This is a genomic window from Aeromicrobium halocynthiae, from assembly GCF_039531385.1.
Taxonomy (GTDB): domain Bacteria; phylum Actinomycetota; class Actinomycetes; order Propionibacteriales; family Nocardioidaceae; genus Aeromicrobium; species Aeromicrobium halocynthiae.
The window spans coordinates 43,273-62,165 of sequence record NZ_BAAAPY010000002.1 but is presented as its reverse complement, the minus strand read 5'-3'; the positions used below and the strand labels follow the sequence as shown (position 1 = coordinate 62,165).

The following is an 18,893-nucleotide window of genomic DNA, read 5'->3' as shown; positions in this document are numbered from 1 at the left end:
TCAGGCGTGGATCAGCTGATCTTCTCGCCGTTCTTCGCCTTCTCCAGCAGCAGCGCCGGCGGCTCGAAGCGGTCGCCGTACGTCTGCGCCAGCTCCTGCGCGCGACGCGTGAACGCCTCGATGCCGATCGAGCCGTCCGCGGCCGGGTAGCCGTTGACGTACTGGATCGCGCCACCGTGCAGGGCCGGGAAGCCGATGCCGAAGATCGAGCCGATGTTCGCGTCGGGCACCGTGCGCAGCACGCCCTCCTCGAGGCACTTGATCGTCTCCAGGCTCATGATGAACGTCAGGCGCTCCTTGAGGTCCTCGAAGTCCGGCTGCTCCTCGGCGACCGGGAACTCCTCCGTCAACCCCGACCAGAGGCCGGTGCGCTTGCCGTCGGCGTACTCGTAGAACCCCGCGCCCTTCAGGCGGCTCGGACGACCCAGCTCGATCATCCGGTCGATGATCGCCTCGGCGGGGGCCGGCTCCCACGTGCCGCCCTCGGCCTCGACGGCCGCCTTCGACTCGTTGCGGATCTTGACCATCAGCTCCATGTTGAGCTCGTCGGTCAGCTGCAGCACCGGCGCCGGGAAGCCCGCCTGGGTGGTGGCGCGCTCGATCGAGACCGGGTGGACACCCTCGGCGAGCATGCCGATGCCCTCGTTCACGAACGTGCCGATGACGCGGCTGGTGAAGAACCCGCGGCTGTCGTTGACGACGATCGGGGTCTTCTTGATCTGCTGCACGTAGTCGAGCGCACCCGCGATGGAGGCGTCGCTCGTCTTCTCGCCCGCGATGATCTCCACCAGCGGCATCTTGTCGACCGGGGAGAAGAAGTGGATGCCGATGAAGTCCTCGGGACGCTTGACGCCCTCCGCGAGACTCGTGATGGGCAACGTCGACGTGTTCGAGCCGAGCAGGGCGTCGGGCTTGACGACGTCCTGCAGGTCACCGAAGACCTGGTGCTTCAGGTCGACGGACTCGAACACGGCCTCCACGACGAGGTCGCAGCCCTCGAGGTCGGCGTAGTCGTCGCTCGGGTGGATCCGGGCGAGGAACTCATCGGCCTTGTCCTGCGTCATGCGACCCTTATCGACCTGCTTGGCCAGGAGCTTCTCGCTGTACGCCTTGCCCTTCTCGGCGGCCTCGAGGCTGATGTCCTTCAGGACGACCTCCATGCCGACCTTCGCCGAGACGTAGGCGATGCCCGCGCCCATCATGCCGGCGCCGAGCACGGCGACCTTGGTGAACTTCCGCGGCTCGACGCCCTCGGGACGCGACCCGCCGGCGTTGATCGACGACAGGTCGAAGAAGAACGCCTGCGTCATGTTCTTGAACTGCTGACCCACGAGCAGCTCGACGAGGTAGCGCGACTCGATGCGCGACGCGGTGTCGAAGTCGACCTGCGCGCCCTCGACGGCGGCGGACATGATGTTGCGCGGCGCCTGGTAGGGCGCGCCCTTGAGCTGCTTGCGCAGGTTCGAGGGGAACGCGGGCAGGAACTGCGCGAGCTTCGGCGACGACGGGGTGCCGCCGGGCATGCGGTAGCCCTTGCGGTCCCACGGCTGCGTGGCAGCCTCCTCGTCACCCTGGACCGACTCGATCCAGGCCTTCGCGGCGGGCAGCAGCTCGTCCTGGGAGCCGACGACCTCGTCGACGAGGCCCTTCGACTGGGCCACGGCCGGCTTCATGCGCGGGCCCTGCAGCAGGACGTTCATGAGGGCGTCCTGCAGACCGAACATCCGGACGGTGCGGGTCACGCCGCCACCGCCGGGCAGCAGGCCGAGGGTCACCTCGGGCAGCCCGATCTCGTAGCGGCCCTCGACGGCGATGCGCCGGTGGCACGCGAGCGCGATCTCCAGGCCACCGCCGAGGGCGGCGCCGTTGATGGCCGCGACGACGGGCTTGCCGCAGGTCTCGAGGCGACGCAGCGTCGCCTTGATGCCCTCGACGTTGTCGAAGAGCGCCTGCGCGTCCGCGGGGGTCGCCTGGGTCATGAGCTTGAGGTCTCCCCCGGCGAAGAAGGTCTTCTTCGCCGAGGAGACGATGACGCCCTTGATGGCGTCGGCGTCGTCCGCGATCTCCTGGACGAGTCGGTCGACGGCCTTGGCCATCGAGTCCGAGTACGCCTGGTTCATCGTGTTGGCGTTCTGGCTGGGGTCGTCGATGACGAGGTTGACGATGCCGCCCTCGACCTCGTAACGCACTGCTTCACTCATGTGGGTCTCTCCTGGAGGTGGGTCGGGGGATCAGATGCGCTCGACGATGGTGGCGATGCCCATGCCGCCGCCGATGCAGAGCGTGGCCATCCCGTAACGCTTCTCGCGACGTTCGAGCTCGTCGACGAGGGTGCCGAGGATCATCGCACCGGTGGCGCCGAGTGGGTGGCCCATGGCGATGGCGCCGCCGTTGACGTTCGTCTGCTCGTGCGGGTAGTCGCCGAGGTCACGCATGAGCTTCATGGCGACGGCGGCGAACGCCTCGTTGATCTCGACGAGGTCGATGTCCTCGATCGTGAGGCCGGCCTTCTTGAGCGCCTTGTGGCAGGCGGGGCCGGGGCCCGTCAGCATGATGGTGGGCTCAGAGCCGATGACGGCGGTCGAGACGACGCGGGCGCGCGGCTTGAGACCGTGACGCTCGCCGGCGTTCTCGTTGCCGATCAGCACCAGGCCGGCGCCGTCGACGATGCCGGAGCTGTTGCCGGCGTGGTGGACGTGGTTGATCTTCTCGACCGTGTGGTACTTCTCCAGCGCCACGGCGTCGAAGCCGCCGAAGTCGCCGATCTGGGCGAACGACGGACCCAGGGCCGAGAGGGACTCGACGGTCGTGCCCTCGCGGACGAACTCGTCGTGGTCGAGCACGAGCATGCCGTTCTGGTCGCGGACCGGGATGACGGAGTTCGCGAAGTAGCCGTTGGCGATCGCCTTGGCAGCGCGCGCCTGAGACTCGGCGGCGAACGCGTCGACGTCCTCGCGGCTGAAGCCCTCGAGGGTCGCGATGAGGTCGGCACCGATGCCCTGCGGGACGAAGTCCGTCGCGAGCGCCGTGGCGGGGTCCATGGCCCAAGCCCCACCGTCGGAGGCCATCGGGACGCGGCTCATCGACTCGACGCCGCCGGCGACGATGAGGTCCTCCCAGCCGGACTTGACGCGCGCCGAGGCCTGGTTGACGGCCTCGAGTCCCGAGCCGCAGAAGCGGTTCAGCTGGACGCCGGCGACCTGCTCGCCGAAGCCGGCGGCGAGGACGGCGGTACGGGCGATGTCGGCACCCTGGTCGCCCACGGGCGAGACGACACCGAGCACCACGTCGTCGACCTCGTTCGGGGCGAGGTCGGGGTTGCGGCTCTGCAGCTCGTCGAGCAGGCCGTTCAGGAGCGAGATCGGCTTGATCTCGTGCAGGGATCCGGACTTCTTGCCGCGGCCGCGCGGCGTGCGGATGGCGTCGTAGATGAACGCGTCGGTCATGGTGGTTCCTCGCGGAGTCGGGGGTGACGGGCGAGCCGTCGATCTGACCCGATTCTGACACCACTACTGTCAGAGTTCCAGACTGGCCCCGAATTCCGTGACGAGTAGGCTCCCGACGTGACCGAGACGCAGACGCTGAGCGTCGAACAGCTGGCTGCGCGCGTCGACATGTCCGTGCGGACCGTACGGTTCTACGCGGGCCGCGGGTTGATCCCGCCGCCGCGACGCGAGGGGCGCAACGGCTACTACGGCCCGGACCACCTCGTGCGCCTCGAGCTCGTCAAGGAGCTGCAGGCCCACGGGTTCACCCTCTCCGCCATCGAGGGCTACCTCGCCAACATCCCCGACGACGCCACCCCCGAGGAGGTGGCGTTGCACCGCACGCTGCTCGCGCCGTGGAGCCCGGCGATGCCGGAGATCCTGGACCGGGGGGCGCTCGAGGTACGCGCCGGACGTTCGCTGACCGACGACGACCTCGAGGTGCTCGTCGCCCTCGGCGTGGTCGAGCCGACGCCGACCGAGGACCGCTTCAATGTGGCGGCAGCCCATCTCGCGGTCGGGATCGGCTTCCTCGACGCCGGTCTGCCCCTCGATGCCGCCACCGCGGCCCGCCGGATCGTCACCGACCACGGCCAGGCCCTCGCCCGCGAGCTCACCGAGCTGTTCCGCACCCAGGTCTGGCCGCACCTGAAGGCCTCCGGGCAGCCGCCGGAGCTCATGACCGCGATGGTCGAACGCTTCAAGCCGCTCACCGTGCAGGCCCTCGTCACCGCGTACGAGCAGAGCGTCGACGAGGAGAAGCGGCGCAGCATCAGCAAGCGGACCTGAGGCGTGGACCCGATCCTCCTCGCGCTCCTGGTCACCCTGCTCGCGGGAGCCGCCACGATCATCGGCGGGGTCGTCGCCACCGTCGGTCGCCTGCGCACCGGGGCCGGGCTCGCTGCCTCCCTCGCCTTCGCGGCCGGGGCGATGATCACCATCTCCGTCGTCGAGATCGTGCCGAAGGGGGCGGTCGACCTCGGTCTGACGCTCACGCTCGTGCTCGTCGTCGTCGGCGCGGCGATCGTGTTCGTGGTCCAGCGCGCAGTGCCTCGGGCCGCCGACACCCCGGACGCCGCCCTCGACACCGACGTGCAGCGCACCCGCCTGCGACGCAGTGGCGTCATCGTCGCCCTCGTCGTGGCCGGGCACAACCTGCCGGAGGGTCTGGTGACGTTCACCGCGACGGTCGACGAGCCGGTCGCCGGCATCGCCATCGCGATCGCCATCGCGATCCACAACGTGCCCGAGGGCGTGGCGGTCGCCGCACCCGTCCACGCCGCGACCGGCAGCCGCGCGAAGGCAGTCGCCTACGCCACCGGCTCCGGTCTCGCCGAGCCGGTGGGCGGGCTCCTGGGCTACCTGCTGCTCGCCGCGATCCTCCCGGAGGCGGCACTCGGCGCGGTGTTCGGCCTGATCGCCGGCATGATGCTGCAGATCAGTGCCGCCGAGCTGCTGCCGGCCGCCCGGACCCTGGCAGGGACGCGGACGGTCGCGGCGGCAGCGGTCGCGGGCGGCGCGACGATGGTCCTCAGCCTCGTGCTGCTGGCGATCGCCTGATCACAGGCCCATCGTGCGGCCGATGATCTCCTTCATGATCTCGGTGGTGCCGCCGTAGATCGTCTGGATGCGGGTGTCGAGGTAGGCCTTGGAGATCGGGTACTCGCTCATGTAGCCGTACCCGCCGTGCAGCTGAAGGCACTTGTCGACGGTCTTCTTCTGCAGCTCGGTGGTCCACCACTTGCCCATGGCGGCGTCGCTGACGGTGAGGTCGCCGCGGTTGTGCTGGGTGATGGACTCATCGACGAACACCTGGGCGATCTGCGCCTCGGTCTGCAGCTCGGCGAGCACGAAACGGCTGTTCTGGAACGAGCCGACGGGCTTGCCGAACGCCTTGCGCTCCTTGACGTAGTCGAGCGTCATGTCGATCGCGGCACGGCAGGCGGCAGCAGCGACGATCGAGATGGACAGGCGCTCCTGCGGCAGGTTCTCCATCAGGTAGATGAAGCCCTTGCCCTCCTCGCCGAGCAGGTTCTCGGCCGGGACGCGGACGTCCTCGAAGAACAGCTCCGCGGTGTCCTGCGCCTTGAGGCCGATCTTGTCGAGGTTGCGGCCACGCTCGAAGCCGGGCGTGCCGCGCTCGACGGCGATGAGGGAGAAGCCGCCGGCGCCGGCCTCGGGGTTCGTCTGGCACACGACGAGGACGAGGTCGGCGTTGATGCCGTTGGTGATGAAGGTCTTGGAGCCGTTGATGACCCACTCGTCGCCCTCGCGGACGGCGCGGGTCTTGATGCCCTGCAGGTCCGAGCCGGTGCCCGGCTCGGTCATGGCGATCGCGGTGATGGTCTCGCCGCTGCAGAAGCCGGGCAGCCAGCGCGCCTTCTGCTCCTCGGTGGCGTACTCCAGCAGGTAGCCGGAGACGAGGTCGGTCTGGATGACGAAGCCGACGCCGCTCGCGCCGACGCGGGTGATCTCCTCGGACAGGATCGCGTTGTAGCGGAAGTCCTGGATGCCGCCGCCGCCGTGCTCCTCCGGCATCATGAAGCCCAGGAGGCCGAGCTCGCCGGCCTTGGTCCAGACCTCGCGCGGGACGATGCCGTCCTTCTCCCACTGCTCGTGGTTCGGGGCGATCTCCTTCTCGCAGAACGTGCGGACGGTGTCGCGGAAGGCCTCGTGGTCGGCCTCGAAGATGGTGCGCTTCATGACGGGTCCTCTTCAGTCGTGTCGGGGTCGGTCTGGACGGCGATGCCGTCGGCGATGAGGGACTCGACGTCGTCGATCCCCCAGGCGGTCAGGGCGTCCCGGGTGTTGGTCCCGGGCGCGACGGGCGGGGTGGTCAAGGTGGCCGGGGTGGCGCTGAACCGGGGTGCGGGCGCGGGCTGCGTCGTGCCCTCGTGCTCGACGTACGTGCCACGGGCGACGTTGTGCGGGTGCTCGTAGGCCTCGGCGAGCGGCAGCACCGGGTGGACGCAAGCGTCGGTGCCGTCGAAGACCTCGGTCCACTCGGCCTGGGTGCGCTCGGCGAACCGCCTCTCGATCTCGGTGCGGAGGGTGCCCCACTCCTTGAGGTCGTACTGGCCGGGGAGCTCGCCCCCGAGCAGCTCGACGAACGCGGCGAAGAACTGCGGCTCGAGCGGGCCGACGGACATCCAGCGGCCGTCGGAGGTCTCGAAGACGTCGTAGAACGGTGCGGCGCCGCCGAGCAGGTTGGTCCCGCGGCGACCGTCCCAGATGCCCGCCTGCTGCATCGTGACGGCCATCGTCATGAGGTGGGCGGTGCCGTCGGTGATGGCGGCGTCGACCACTTGGCCGACGCCCGTGGTGCGGGCGCTGAGCAGGGCGGCGAGCACCCCGGTGACGAGGTACATCGACCCGCCGCCGAAGTCGCCCAGCAGGTTCATGGGGAACGTGGGGGCGTCGTCGCGGCGGCGGGCCAGGGAGTCCAGCGCGCCGGCGACCGCGATGTAGTTCATGTCGTGCCCCGCGCTCTGGCTGAGCGGTCCGTCCTGGCCCCAGCCCGTCATGCGGCCGTAGACGAGGGCGGGGTTGCGGGCGAGGCAGTCGTCGGGTCCGATGCCGAGGCGCTCGGTCACGCCCGGGCGGAACCCCTCGAGGAGGACGTCGGCCTTCTCGACGAGCCGGAGCACGGTCTCGACGCCGCGAGGATCCTTGAGGTCCAGCGCCACGGAAGGACGTCCGCGCCCGAGGAGGTCCTGCTCCGGGGCGGTGATCTGCAGGCCGCCGCCCCCGGGCCGGTGGACGCGCACGACGTCGGCGCCGAGGTCGGCCAGGAGCATGGCGGCGAAGGGGCCGGGTCCGATCCCGACCATCTCGACGACGCGGATGCCCGCGAGCGGCCCGGTCCGGCCCTGGCTGGTGTCAGTGATCGTCACACCATGATTGTGACAGTAGGACTGTCACGATGTCGAGAGGGTCACGCTCCCCGGTCGGATACCGTCGGTATGTGGGAGCATTCCGCCATGCTCCCCGACCTCGAGTACACCCGACGCGGCCCCACCGGCGCCCCGACGATCGTCCTGCTGCACGGCATCGGTCACCGACGCGAGGCCTGGGGCCCGGTCATGGACCGCCTCGCCAAGACCTACGACGTCATCGCACCCGACCTGTCCGGGTTCGGGCAGTCCCCCGCCTTCGCCGGCGGCGTCCGCTACTCCATGGACAACGCCTGCGACCACCTGTACGGCCAGTTCGAGCGGTGGGGAGCGGTGAAGCCGCACGTCGTCGGGAACTCCCTCGGTGGCGCCATCGCCCTCGAGCTCGGCTCGCGCGGCCTCGTCTCCTCGGTCACCGCCCTCAGCCCGGCGGGGTTCTTCGGTCCTGTCAACCGGTTCCAGGCCCTCGTCCCGCTGATGCTGATGCGGCTCATGGCGCTGCTCACCCCGGCCTTCCTGCTCGAGCGCCTCGCACAGAACCCCACCGCCCGCAAGCTCATCGGGCTTCCGCTGTACGCCAAGCCCGAGCGGCTCGACGCCGAGTCCACGTTCGGCGACTCCCTGGCCCTCAAGCACGCGACGGCCTTCGAGCGCACCGCCAAGGAAGGCGTGATCTACCGCTTCGACCGTCACGTCCCCGTCCCCACGACCATCGCGTGGGGCACCGAGGACCGCCTCCTGCCGTACGCCCAGGCCTCCACGGCTCGGGCGCGCCTGCCCTACGCGCGCCACGTCCCGTTGCACGGGGCCGGCCACGTCCCCATGACCGACGACCCCGAGCTCATCGTGCGGCTCGTCGAGCTCGCGGTCGAGGAAGGATCGACGAGGGTGCTGCGTTGACCCAGCCATGAGGGTCCCGACGTGAGCGTGCGCGACGGCGTCGTCGGCAGTGTGGTCATCGGGGCCGGCCAGGCCGGGCTCTCCGCGTCCTTCCACCTGCGCCGGCGCGGGATCGACCACGTCGTCCTCGACGCCGACGACTCCCCGGGCGGCGCCTGGCAGCACCGCTGGGACGCCCTCACCATGGCCGACGTCCACGGCGTCGCCGACCTGCCCGAGGCCCCCGTCCCACCGGCCGCCGGGGACGAGCGGGCGAACGTCTTCGTGCCGAGGTACTTCGCCGAGTACGAGCGCGCTCACGAGCTCCCCGTCGTCCGACCGGTCCGCGTGGAGTCGGTGACCGACGAGGCCGACCTGTTCCGCGTCGACGCCGACGACGGTCGCACCTGGCACTCGCGCACCCTGGTGAACGCGACGGGCACGTGGACGCAGCCGTTCGTGCCGCGCTACCCCGGCCAGGAGCTGTTCCGCGGCGAGCAGCTGCACACCGTCGACTACCCGGGACCGGACCACTTCCGCGGGAGGCGCGTCCTCGTCGTCGGCGGGGGCGCGTCGGCGGTGCAGTTCCTGGGCCAGCTACGGCCGGTCACCGACACGCTCTGGGTGACGCGACGGGAGCCGGTGTGGCGCACCGAGCCCTTCGATCCGGAAGCCGGGCGCGAGGCGGTCGCGATGGTGGCCGAGCGGGTGCGGGCCGGCTACCCGCCACGCAGCGTCGTCAGCGTCACCGGCCTGATGCTGCGCCCGCAGGAGCAGGAGGCTGCGCGCCTCGGCGCCTACGAGCGGCTGCCGATGTTCGACCGACTCGTCCCGGGGGGAGCCGAGTGGGACGGCGGTCGGCGAGAGGATGTCGACGCGATCCTCTGGGCGACCGGCTTCCGCCCGGCGATCGCGCACCTGGCCCCGCTGGGGCTGCGGTCCGAGCACGGCGGGATCCAGCTCGGCTCGACGTCCGCCACATCGACGACGGCGACCGCCGACCCGCGCGTGCAGATGGTCGGGTACGGGCCGTCGGCCTCGACGATCGGAGCGAACCGCGCCGGCCGGTTCGCCGCGATCGGGGTGTCCCGCGCACTCAGCGAGGCCGCTTGAGCGACCACGCCTCGAGGTGCTCGTACCCCTTGACGGAGACGCGACGCGTGCGCCGCAGCCGGTAGCGGGGCTCCTCGCGGTCCTCGTCGGCGTCGCGCAGCAGCGTCGACAGCTCGGCGTCGACCAGGACGCGCCCCGGGCGGCTGACCGACGTGAGCCGCGACGCGATGTTGACCGTCGAGCCGTAGACGTCGCCCAGGCGCGCGAGCACCGGACCATGGGCGAGCCCGACCCGCACCTGCGGGAAGAGCTCGTCGTCCTCGTCCTCGCCCTGGTCGACGAGCTCGAGCGCGACGCCGGCCGCGAGCTCGGGGTCCTCGATCGTGAACAGCACCTCGTCGCCGATCGTCTTGATCACCTGGCCGCCGGCGTCGACCACGCTTCGGGTCACGAACGCCTCGAAGTGCTCGACGAGCTCGGCGAGGTCGCGCGTGCTCATCTGCCTGCTGCGCGACGTGTACCCGACGATGTCGACGAAACCGACGGTGGTCGGGCCGGACGACTCCTCGCGGACGGCGCGCATGGCGATCCGACTCGACGCCGCGAGCAGGTGGCGTCGCCAGATGTAGGACTGGACCTCCTCGACCATCGGGATGACCTCGCTGATGACCTCCAGAGGCGGGTCGTGCTCGTCGGTGTCGGCCATCGACGCGAGCAGCACCCGCACCTGCCAGTCCGCGAGCCGCGAGAAGCTGCGCCCCACCGACCGCACGAACTGCGGGATGGAGTCCGACGGGACGATCCCGAGCTCGGTGAGACGCCGGGTGATGCGGATCGCCTCGACGTCGGCCTCGGAGAACGCGACGACGTCGTCGCCGACGACGGAGAACCCGAGGTAGCGCCACAGCTCGTTCGCCTGGTCGAGGCTGACGCCGGCACGCTCGGCGACCTGCGCCTGCGTGAGGTCGGGCTGGCCGTCGAAGAGGAACTCGTGGGCGACGTCGATGAGGACCGACGGGTCGAACGCCGGCTGGTCCTGCTCGGGTTCGTGGTCACTCACACCTGCGAGACTAGTGCCCCGCGGTCGAGGTCGCGGGCGTTCGGGACCCCGAGGAGGGCCAGCGTGGAGTCCAGCTCGGCGTGCAGCTGCTCGAGCACCGCGACGGCCCCCTCCTCCCCGCCGCGGGCCATCCCCCACAGCACCGGGCGCCCGACGAGGGCGGCGTCGGCACCGAGGGCGAGCGCCTTGGCGACGTCCCACCCGCGCCGGATGCCACCGTCCACGAGCACGTCGGCCCTGCCGGCGACCGCGTCGACGATCGGCGGGAGCGCCTCGGCACCGGTCAGGACGGTGTCGAGCTGGCGGCCGCCGTGGTTGGACACGATGATCCCTGCCGCTCCCGCGTCGACGGCTCGCTCGGCGTCGTCGGGCCGCAGGACCCCCTTGAGCAGCAGCGGCATCCCGGCCGCCTCGGCGAACGCGCCGATGTCGTCCCACGTGAGGCTCGGGTCGTGCAGGGCGAAGAGCTCCTCGGTGGTCAGTGGCGGACCGTCCAGGTTGAGGGCGACGGGGTGCTCGACCCGGAACCCGGTGCGCTTGTCACGCTCGCGCCAGCCGGCCACGGGGAAGTCGACGGTGAGTACCAGCGCCTCGTAGCCGGACTCGCGCGCCTGGGCGACGAGGTCCAGCGAGACCTGCCGGTCGCGGAACACGTACAGCTGGAACCAGGGGTCCGAGACCTCCGGCCCGACGACGGTCGGTGCCGTGGTGGTCTGCGACGACAGCACGTAGCCGCTGCCGGTGCGGGCCGCGCCACGGGCCGAGGCGAGCTCGCCGTCGGGGCACACGTGCTTCTGGTAGGCCATCGGGGCCACGACGATCGGGCTCGGCCGCTGCTTGCCGAGCAACGTCACCGACGGGTCGCGCTCGCTGACGTCGACGAGCACCCGCGGCGCGAGCCGCACCTGTGACCACGACGTCTCGTTGGCACGCAGCGTGATCTCGTCGCCGGCGCCACCGGCGAAGTAGCCGTGCGCGCCGTCGCCGAGGATGTCGAGGAGGTCGGTGTCGTCCATCGGCTCAGAAGTGCTCGAGCAGGCGGCCGAGGACGGGCTTCCAGGGGCGGACGCGGTGCTCCCCGACGAGTCCCTGAGCGACGAACGGGTCGGCGGCGAGGAGCGCCTCGACCTGCTCGGCGGTCTCGGACTCGAAGATCAGGACCGCGCCGCGGCCGTCGTCGGCCGGGCCGCTGATCAGCAGCTCGTCGAGACCGGCGAGGTACTCGCGGTGCTCGGCGCGCACGGCGGCGAGCTCGGTCTCGGCGGCGGAGTACTCGTACGTCGCGACGAAGTGTGCCATGGACCCAACGTACGCCCACCCTTGATTGTGCAACTCGTTGCATAGTACGGTTCCGGCGTGGCTCTGGAGCACGCGATCCTCGTGTCCCTGGCGGAACGTTCCGCCAGCGGCTACGAGCTGGCGCGCCGGTTCGACGCCTCCATCGGCAACTTCTGGAAGGCCAGCCACCAGCAGATCTACCGCGTGCTCGCGCGCATGGAGGCGGCCCGGCTCGTCGACTGCCGAGCCGTCGAGCAGGACGGTCGCCCAGACAAGAAGGAGTACGCGATCACCGACGCCGGCCGCGTCGAGCTCGCCGACTACACCCGGACGCCGACCTCACCGGAGGTGCTGCGCAGCGAGCTGGCCGTCAAGATCCGTGCGCTGCCGTTCGGCGACCCCACGACGATCATCGATGACGTCCGGCGCCGCAGGGAGCACCACCACGCCACACTGGCCTACTACCGCGAGAGCGCCGAGCGCTTCTACCCCGACCCCGACGCGATCGAGGACGACCAGGTGGGTGCGTGGCTCGTGCTGCGCGGCGGCATCCTCGCCGAGCAGGCAGGCATCAGCTGGTGCGACGAGATCCTCGATCGGCTCGCAGGGCCCGAAGGGCACGGAACCCGATGACGAGCACCGCGACCCCGAACGCCATCGCCGACCCGATCAGCACGGCATGCACCCAGAAGAACGACGTCGGCGCGCTGCCCCAGGCGTCACCGGACCAGGCACGCTCGTCGGCGACGATCGTCCGCGCGAACCGCGGCCAGATCACGACGTTGAACACACCTGCCGCCACCAGCACCCAGGCCGAGAACCGTGAGATCACCCGACCATTCGAGCACACCGACCCATCCCCCGGCAGGAGAGACCATGCACGCCTTCCGTGACACCGTCGAGCGCGGTGACTTCGACGGCCTCGGCGACCTGCTCGCCGACGACGTCGTCTTCCGCAGCCCCGTCGCCTTCCGTCCCTACGAGGGCCGTCCGGTCGTCGCCGCGATCCTGCGCGCCGTGGGGCGTGTCTTCCAGGACTTCCGGTACACCGGCGAGCTCGCCGGCGACGGCGGTCGTTCCGCCCTCGTGTTCGCCACACGCGTCGGCGACGTCGAGCTCCACGGGTGCGACTTCATCACCGTCGGCGACGACGGCCGCATCACCGAGCTGACCGTCATGGTCCGCCCCCTGTCCGCCGCGAACGCCCTCGCCGAGGCGATGAGCGCGGAGTTCCCCCGCATCCAGGCCGAGGCCACCGAGGAGTCCGCATGACCAGCCCGTCCACCCCGTCACCGTTCACCCAGCCGGACCACCCGGACTACCCCCACCTGCTGAGCCCCCTCGACCTCGGGCACACGACGCTGCGGAACCGGGTCATCATGGGTTCGATCCACAGCAAGCTCGAGGACCGGCGCAAGGACCTGCCGAAGCTCGCGGCCTACTTCGCCGAGCGCGCCAAGGGCGGCGTGGCCTTGAGCGTCACCGGTGGGTACTCCCCCAACCGCACCGGCTGGCTGCTGCCGTTCGGCGGCACGATGAACAACCGCTCCTTCGCCGACGCCCACCGCGTCGTCACCGACGCCGTCCACGAGCACGACGGCAAGATCGCGATGCAGATCCTGCACGCCGGCCGGTACGGGTACCACCCGTTCGTCAAGAGCGCGTCGCGCCGCAAGAGCCCGATCAGCCCGTTCCGGCCGCGCGCGTTCAGCGCCAAGGAGATCGACCGCACCGCCACCGACTTCGCGAAGGCGGCCGCCCTGGCCCAGCGCGGCGGCTACGACGGCGTCGAGATCATGGGCTCCGAGGGCTACCTCATCAACCAGATGATCACCGCCCGCACCAACACCCGCGACGACGCGTGGGGCGGCACCGCCGAGAAGCGGATGCGCTTCCCGATCGAGATCGTGCGCCGCACGCGCGAGCTCGTCGGCGACGACTTCATCGTCATGTACCGTCAGAGCCTGCTCGACCTCGTCGACGACGCGCAGTCCTGGGACGAGACCGTCGAGCTCTCGTTCAGGCTCGCGGAGGCCGGCGTCTCGATCATCAACACCGGCATCGGCTGGCACGAGGCGCGCGTCCCCACCATCGTCACCTCGGTGCCGCGGGCCGCGTTCGCCCCGCTGACCGGGCGTCTGCGCGACGCGCTGACCGAGCACGGCACAGCGGTGCCCGTCGTCGCCTCCAACCGGATCAACACCCCCGAGATCGCCGAGCAGATCGTCGCGTCCGGCCAGGCCGACCTCGTCTCGATGGCGCGTCCGCTGCTGGCCGACCCGCACTTCGTCGCCAAGGCCGCCGAGCGCCGCAGCGACGAGATCATCACCTGCATCGCGTGCAACCAGGCGTGCCTGGACCACACGTTCTCCAACAAGCGCGCCACCTGCCTGCTGAACCCCCGAGCGGGCCACGAGACCGAGCTGGTCCTGCTGCCCACGAAACGCGCCAAGCGGGTCGCGGTCGTCGGCGCCGGCCCGGCCGGGCTCGCCGCCGCGGTCGAACTGTCCGGCCGGGGGCACACGGTCGACCTGTTCGAGGCCGACGAGAGCCTCGGCGGCCAGTTCCGCATCGCCGCCCGCATCCCCGGCAAGGAGGAGTTCGTCGAGGCGCTGCGCTACTACACGACGATGCTGGACAAGAACGGCGTGACCGTCCACCTGGGGACCCGTGCCGACGTGGAGCTGCTCACCACCTATGACGAGGTCGTCATCGCGACGGGCGTGACGCCGCGCATCCCCGAGATCGACGGCGTCGACCACCCGAGCGTCCTGCGCTACGACGAGGTGATCGCGGGGGCGCCGGTCGGGGAGAAGGTCGCCGTGCTGGGCGCCGGCGGCATCGGCTTCGACGTCACCGAGTTCCTCCTGCACGACCCCCACGAGTCGATCGAGCACTGGATGCAGCGGTGGGGCGTCACCGACCCGGCCGAGGAGAGGGGCGGGCTCACCACCAAGGTGCTCGCTCCGCCGCGACGCCAGGTGCACCTGCTGCAGCGCAAGCACTCCGCGCACGGCAAGGGCCTGGGCAAGACCACCGGCTGGGTCCACCGCCAGACCCTCAAGGACTCCGGCGTCGACTTCGTCAAGGGCGTCGTCTACGAGCGCATCGACGACGACGGACTGCACGTGCGCGTCCATGACGGTGAGAAGGACACCGAGGGCACGCCCCGAGTGCTCGACGTCGACACCGTGGTGCTGTGCACGGGCCAGGAGTCGGTGCGCGACCTCGTCGAGCCGCTCGAGGCGGCCGGCGTCACCACGCACGTCATCGGTGGCGCCGACGTCGCCGCCGAGCTCGACGCCAAGCGCGCGATCAAGCAGGCCACCGAGCTGGCCGCCACCATCTGACCACCCACATCGAGGGAGAACCATGCAGACCACCCAGATCCGCCTCGCCGCCTACCCCGAGGGCGAGCCGAAGGACAGCGACTTCGAGACCGTGACCGTCGACCTGCCCGAGCTGCAGGAGGGCGAGGTCCTCCTGAAGGCGCGCTACCTGTCGCTCGACCCATACATGCGTGGCCGGATGAGCCGGGCCCGCTCGTACGCGGCACCGCTGGAGATCGGCGACGTCGTGCTCGGACAGACCGTGTGCGAGGTCGTCGAGTCGACCGTCGACAACCGCAGGCCCGGCGACCTCGTCCTGGCGTTCACCGGGTGGCAGACCCACGCCGTCGTCGACGCCCGGCACGTCCGCCGACTCGACCCCGAGGCCGCTCCCCCGTCCACCGCGTTGGGCGTCCTCGGCATGCCCGGCTTCACCGCCTACGCCGGACTGCTGGAGATCGGCCGGCCTGCCGAGGGCGAGACGGTCGTCGTGGCGGCCGCCGCCGGACCGGTCGGCTCGGCCGTCGGACAGATCGCCAAGGTCAAGGGTGCGCGGGCCGTGGGCATCGCCGGCGGTGAGGAGAAGGTGCGACTGCTCACCGACGAGCTCGGCTTCGACGTCGCCCTCGACCACCGCTCCCCGACCTTCGCCGACGACCTCAAGGCGGCGACGCCCGACGGCGTCGACGTGTACTTCGAGAACGTCGCCGGCCCGGTCGGCGAGGCCGTGCTGCGCCGCATGAACACCTACGGCCGCGTGCCCGTGTGCGGGCTCGTCGCGAACTACAACGCCACCTCCGCACCCGACTCCGCGCTCGGCTTCCCCGGGTTCATGAACCTCGTGCTGACCCGCAGCCTCACGGTCCGCGGGTTCATCCAGGACGAGTTCGTGCCCACCCACACCGAGGACTTCCGCCGTGAGATGACGCAGTGGGTCGCGGACGGTTCCGTCCGCTACCTCGAGGACGTCGTCGACGGTCTCGAGAACGCCGTGGAGGCCTTCCGCGGGCTGCTGTCCGGGCGCAACGTCGGCAAGCTCCTGGTGCGCCTCCCGGACTGAACCCACGATCGGCCGAAGGTGCGAAGCCCTCAGGAATCTCTAAGGTGGATCGACGGGGGCCGGACCGGCTCCCTACCCCGCGAAAGGACACCCTCATGGGCATCATCACCCTGATCATCGTCGGCCTCATCGCCGGCGCGCTCGCGCGCCTCATCGTCCCGGGCAAGGACCCGATGGGCATCCTCGGCACCCTCGTCCTCGGCGTCATCGGCTCGTTCGTCGGCGGCTTCATCGGCTCGCTCATCTCCGGCGACGGCATCCAGGTCTTCAACACCAGCGGCCTGCTGCTGTCGATCGTCGGCGCCGTCGTCGCGCTGCTGATCTACCGCCAGATCTCGGCGCGCTCCGCACGCTGACCTCTGCACGACGAAGCCCCGCACCGATCACGGTGCGGGGCTTCGTCGTCGTCGAGGTCAGAAGAAGTGTCTCCTGCCGCCGACGGCGCGACCGGTGGCTCCGAGGATCCAGAGGATGGCGCCGACGAGCACCAGGATCCCGCCGATCGTGTACAGGATCCCGATGTCGAGCACTGCTCCCAGGATCAACAAGATGATGCCAAGGATGATCATGCGATTCTCCCTTCATCCACGGCGTCCGTCGCCGTCGATCCCTCCAACGTAGGGGTCCGCGCCGCCGTCGCATCTTGAACGACCGGCGAGGCCCGTTCCCGCATACTGGGCGGGTGAGGGTCCACCTGCTGCGTGCGGTCGACGCGGAGCTCGGCGCCACCGACGTCCGCACGGACATCGCCTCCGGCACCCTGCTGGAGATGCTGCGATGAGCACCGCCGACCTGGCCGACATGGTCGGCGGTGGCGAGGTCCTGGTCCTGACCGGGGCCGGGCTCTCCACCGACTCGGGCATCCCCGACTACCGCGGGCCGGGCTCGCCACCGCGCACCCCGATGACGTTCCAGGAGTTCATCGCCTCGGCCGGCAACCGGCAGCGCTACTGGGCCCGCTCGCACGTCGGCTGGGCCCGGATGGGCGGCGCGGAGCCGAACGCCGGGCACTTCGCGATCGCCGAGCTCGAACGACGCGGACTGCTCGCCGGGCTCATCACCCAGAACGTCGACGGCCTCCACCAGCGCGCCGGCCACGAGGACGTCATCGACCTGCACGGCCGGATCGACCGGGTGGTCTGCCTCGACTGCGGCACGCACAGCGGGCGGGCCGCGCTGCAGGAGCGTCTCGATGACCTCAATCCCCGCTGGAGCGCCCAGGACGTCGTGCTCGCCCCCGACGGCGACGTCCTGCTGGAGGACACCGGCGCCTTCGTCGTCGCCGACTGCGAACGGTGCGGAGGACGGCTCAAGCCCGACGTCGTGTTCTTCGGGGAGAGCGTCGCCAAGGACCTCGTCGCCCACTGCTTCGCCCTCACCGAGGGGGCGCGGGCACTGCTGGTCCTCGGGTCGAGCCTGCACGTCATGAGCGGGCTGCGGTTCGTGCGCCGCGCGGCCGCGATCGGCACCCCCGTCGCCATCGTCAACCGCGGCAGCACCCGCGGCGATTCGCTCGCCGACGTCCGGCTCGACGCCGGCTGCACGCCGACGCTCGAGGCACTGCTGGCTGGGCTCCCCGCGGGGCTCAGCTCAGCTGACGCAGGCGGATCGTCTCGGGCAGGTTCGCCAGCTCGGTCATGACCGACGGGGTCACGGGCACGTCGACGTCGGTGACGACGTAGCCGATCTCCCCACGGGTGGCCAACGACTGCGCCTCGATGTTGACCTCGCGCTCGCCGAGCAGGCCGTTGATGGTCGCCAGCACGCCGGGGGCGTTGCGGTGCACGAGAGCCAGCCGGGTGCGGGAGTCGTCGGCCGGCAGGTTCATCTCCGGGAAGTTGACGCTCAGCGAGGTGCTGCCGAACGAGGCGTACGAGCGCAGCTTCGACGCCACGAAGCGGCCGATGTCCTGCTGCGCCTCCTCCGTCGACCCGCCGACGTGCGGGGTGAGGATGACGTTCGGCACGCCGCGCAGCTCGGACTCGAACGGGTCCCCCTGGCGCTTCGGCTCGACCGGGAAGACGTCCAGCGCCGCGCCGGCGATGTGACCGGACTCCAGGTGCGCCTTGAGCGCCGACGTGTCGACCGCGATCCCGCGGCTCAGGTTCAGGAACAGCGAGCGCGGCTTCATCAGTCGCATCTGCTCGTCGCCGAACAGACCGGCGTTGCCGGGACGACCGTCGACGTGCAGGGAGACGACGTCGGACATCTCGAGCAGCTCCTCGAGGGTCGAGCAGCGCTGGGCGTTGCCGAGCGCGAGCTTGTCGTCGATGTCGTAGAACGCGACCTTGAACCCCAGCGCCTCGGCGATCACCGACAGCTGGCTGCCGATGTTCCCGTAGCCGACGATGCCCAGGGTGCGACCGCGGACCTCGTGGCTGCCGGCGGCCGACTTGTTCCAGACGCCGGCGTGCATGGCCGTGGACTTCTCGTGCAGACGACGCGCGAGCGAGATGATCTCGGCGATCGCCAGCTCCACCACGGAGCGGGTGTTGGAGTAGGGGGCGTTGAAGACCGCGATGCCGCGCTCGGTGGTCGCCGGCAGGTCGATCTGGTTGGTCCCGATGCAGAAGGCACCGATGGCCATGAGGTCCGGCGCGTTCTCCAGGACCTTCGGCGTGATGTAGGTGGTGGAGCGGATGCCGAGCAGGTGGACGCCCTGGACGGCCTCGATCAGCTCGTCCTCCCCGAGCGCACCGTCCTCGGTGCGGACGTCGTAGCCCTTCCCGCGCAGGAAGTCGCGGCCGTCGGCGTGGATGTTCTCCAGCAGCAGGACGCGCACGTCGGCGTCGTCGAGCGTGGTGGTGAGGGCCCGGGCGGCGGGGTTCATGGTCATCATCATGCTGGGTGTCCTCC

20 protein-coding genes are annotated in these 18,893 nt (G+C 70.6%); 10 read left to right on the top strand and 10 right to left on the bottom strand.

From position 1 onward, the window contains the following. Window positions 1-11 precede the first annotated feature (11 nt). Both ABD213_RS04340 and ABD213_RS04335 read right to left on the bottom strand, forming a co-directional pair. On the bottom strand, window positions 12-2,201 hold the full coding sequence (locus ABD213_RS04340) for a 3-hydroxyacyl-CoA dehydrogenase NAD-binding domain-containing protein (protein WP_344324885.1): 2,190 nt from the start codon (window positions 2,199-2,201) through the stop codon (window positions 12-14). 30 nt (window positions 2,202-2,231) lie between these two features. After that, window positions 2,232-3,446 carry an acetyl-CoA C-acetyltransferase gene (locus ABD213_RS04335; RefSeq protein WP_344324883.1) on the bottom strand — a complete coding sequence of 405 codons (1,215 nt, stop codon included), beginning with the start codon at window positions 3,444-3,446 and terminating at the stop codon, window positions 2,232-2,234. Between the two features lie 117 nt (window positions 3,447-3,563). Here ABD213_RS04335 and ABD213_RS04330 point away from each other — a divergent pair, with 117 nt between their 5' ends. Together ABD213_RS04330 and ABD213_RS04325 are read left to right on the top strand one after the other, a co-directional pair. Beyond that, window positions 3,564-4,274: a MerR family transcriptional regulator gene (locus ABD213_RS04330; protein WP_344324881.1), complete on the top strand. Its 711-nt coding sequence runs from the start codon at window positions 3,564-3,566 to the stop codon at window positions 4,272-4,274. Between the two features lie 3 nt (window positions 4,275-4,277). Then, window positions 4,278-5,045, top strand: coding sequence for a ZIP family metal transporter (locus tag ABD213_RS04325; protein ID WP_344324879.1), 768 nt, complete (start codon window positions 4,278-4,280; stop codon window positions 5,043-5,045). Here the strand turns inward: ABD213_RS04325 and ABD213_RS04320 are convergent, their stop codons facing one another. Further along, entirely contained in the window at window positions 5,046-6,188 is a 1,143-nt protein-coding gene (locus tag ABD213_RS04320; RefSeq protein ID WP_344324877.1) for an acyl-CoA dehydrogenase family protein, read from the bottom strand. Further along, window positions 6,185-7,378: a CaiB/BaiF CoA transferase family protein gene (locus ABD213_RS04315; RefSeq protein WP_344324875.1), complete on the bottom strand. Its 1,194-nt coding sequence runs from the start codon at window positions 7,376-7,378 to the stop codon at window positions 6,185-6,187. Before ABD213_RS04315 ends, ABD213_RS04320 begins: the two co-directional genes overlap by 4 nt. Window positions 7,379-7,465: 87 nt before the next feature. Between ABD213_RS04315 and ABD213_RS04310 the strand changes: the two genes are divergently transcribed. Both ABD213_RS04310 and ABD213_RS04305 read left to right on the top strand, forming a co-directional pair. Next, window positions 7,466-8,278 carry an alpha/beta fold hydrolase gene (locus ABD213_RS04310; RefSeq protein WP_344324872.1) on the top strand — a complete coding sequence of 271 codons (813 nt, stop codon included), beginning with the start codon at window positions 7,466-7,468 and terminating at the stop codon, window positions 8,276-8,278. Window positions 8,279-8,299: 21 nt separating this feature from the next. Next, window positions 8,300-9,370 carry an NAD(P)-binding domain-containing protein gene (locus ABD213_RS04305; RefSeq protein ID WP_344324870.1) on the top strand — a complete coding sequence of 357 codons (1,071 nt, stop codon included), beginning with the start codon at window positions 8,300-8,302 and terminating at the stop codon, window positions 9,368-9,370. Here the strand turns inward: ABD213_RS04305 and ABD213_RS04300 are convergent. From ABD213_RS04300 to ABD213_RS04290, 3 genes are read right to left on the bottom strand one after another with little or no spacing between them, the layout of a single operon-like run. Continuing rightward, window positions 9,354-10,370, bottom strand: coding sequence for an adenylate/guanylate cyclase domain-containing protein (locus ABD213_RS04300; protein ID WP_344324868.1), 1,017 nt, complete (start codon window positions 10,368-10,370; stop codon window positions 9,354-9,356). The genes ABD213_RS04305 and ABD213_RS04300 overlap by 17 nt on opposite strands. Beyond that, window positions 10,367-11,386, bottom strand: a complete 1,020-nt coding sequence (locus ABD213_RS04295; RefSeq protein ID WP_344324865.1) for an alpha-hydroxy acid oxidase — start codon at window positions 11,384-11,386, stop codon at window positions 10,367-10,369. The genes ABD213_RS04300 and ABD213_RS04295 overlap by 4 nt, the downstream gene beginning before the upstream one ends. Window positions 11,387-11,390: 4 nt before the next feature. Next, window positions 11,391-11,669 (bottom strand): YciI family protein, encoded by a 279-nt coding sequence (locus ABD213_RS04290; protein WP_344324862.1) that lies wholly within the window; start codon window positions 11,667-11,669, stop codon window positions 11,391-11,393. A gap of 57 nt (window positions 11,670-11,726) precedes the next feature. Here ABD213_RS04290 and ABD213_RS04285 point away from each other — a divergent pair, with 57 nt between their 5' ends. Next, on the top strand, window positions 11,727-12,281 hold the full coding sequence (locus ABD213_RS04285; protein WP_344324859.1) for a PadR family transcriptional regulator: 555 nt from the start codon (window positions 11,727-11,729) through the stop codon (window positions 12,279-12,281). On the opposite strand, the gene ABD213_RS04280 is transcribed toward ABD213_RS04285, so the two are convergent. Then, window positions 12,220-12,480, bottom strand: coding sequence for an SCO4848 family membrane protein (locus tag ABD213_RS04280; RefSeq protein WP_344324856.1), 261 nt, complete (start codon window positions 12,478-12,480; stop codon window positions 12,220-12,222). The genes ABD213_RS04285 and ABD213_RS04280 overlap by 62 nt on opposite strands. Window positions 12,481-12,524: 44 nt before the next feature. Here ABD213_RS04280 and ABD213_RS04275 point away from each other — a divergent pair, with 44 nt between their 5' ends. The 4 genes from ABD213_RS04275 (at window position 12,525) to ABD213_RS04260 (ending at window position 16,393) form a co-directional block, all read left to right on the top strand. Beyond that, a complete protein-coding gene (locus tag ABD213_RS04275) occupies window positions 12,525-12,920 on the top strand; it encodes a nuclear transport factor 2 family protein (RefSeq protein WP_344324854.1) in 396 nt (131 codons plus the stop codon). Further along, complete coding sequence (locus ABD213_RS04270) at window positions 12,917-14,998, top strand: oxidoreductase (protein WP_344324852.1); 2,082 nt, start codon at window positions 12,917-12,919, stop codon at window positions 14,996-14,998. The genes ABD213_RS04275 and ABD213_RS04270 overlap by 4 nt, the downstream gene beginning before the upstream one ends. 22 nt (window positions 14,999-15,020) lie before the next feature. Beyond that, on the top strand, window positions 15,021-16,037 hold the full coding sequence (locus ABD213_RS04265) for an NADP-dependent oxidoreductase (RefSeq protein WP_344324849.1): 1,017 nt from the start codon (window positions 15,021-15,023) through the stop codon (window positions 16,035-16,037). Between the two features lie 95 nt (window positions 16,038-16,132). Beyond that, window positions 16,133-16,393 (top strand): GlsB/YeaQ/YmgE family stress response membrane protein, encoded by a 261-nt coding sequence (locus ABD213_RS04260; protein WP_344324846.1) that lies wholly within the window; start codon window positions 16,133-16,135, stop codon window positions 16,391-16,393. Window positions 16,394-16,450: 57 nt separating this feature from the next. Here ABD213_RS04260 and ABD213_RS04255 read toward each other — a convergent pair whose 3' ends face one another. Next, complete coding sequence (locus tag ABD213_RS04255) at window positions 16,451-16,606, bottom strand: hypothetical protein (protein WP_344324843.1); 156 nt, start codon at window positions 16,604-16,606, stop codon at window positions 16,451-16,453. Window positions 16,607-16,814: 208 nt separating this feature from the next. Here ABD213_RS04255 and ABD213_RS04250 point away from each other — a divergent pair, with 208 nt between their 5' ends. Next, entirely contained in the window at window positions 16,815-17,678 is an 864-nt protein-coding gene (locus ABD213_RS04250) for an NAD-dependent protein deacetylase (protein ID WP_344324840.1), read from the top strand. On the opposite strand, the gene serA is transcribed toward ABD213_RS04250, so the two are convergent. Next, window positions 17,623-18,867 carry a phosphoglycerate dehydrogenase gene (gene serA, locus ABD213_RS04245; RefSeq protein ID WP_344324837.1) on the bottom strand — a complete coding sequence of 415 codons (1,245 nt, stop codon included), beginning with the start codon at window positions 18,865-18,867 and terminating at the stop codon, window positions 17,623-17,625. The genes ABD213_RS04250 and serA overlap by 56 nt on opposite strands. Window positions 18,868-18,893 lie beyond the last annotated feature (26 nt).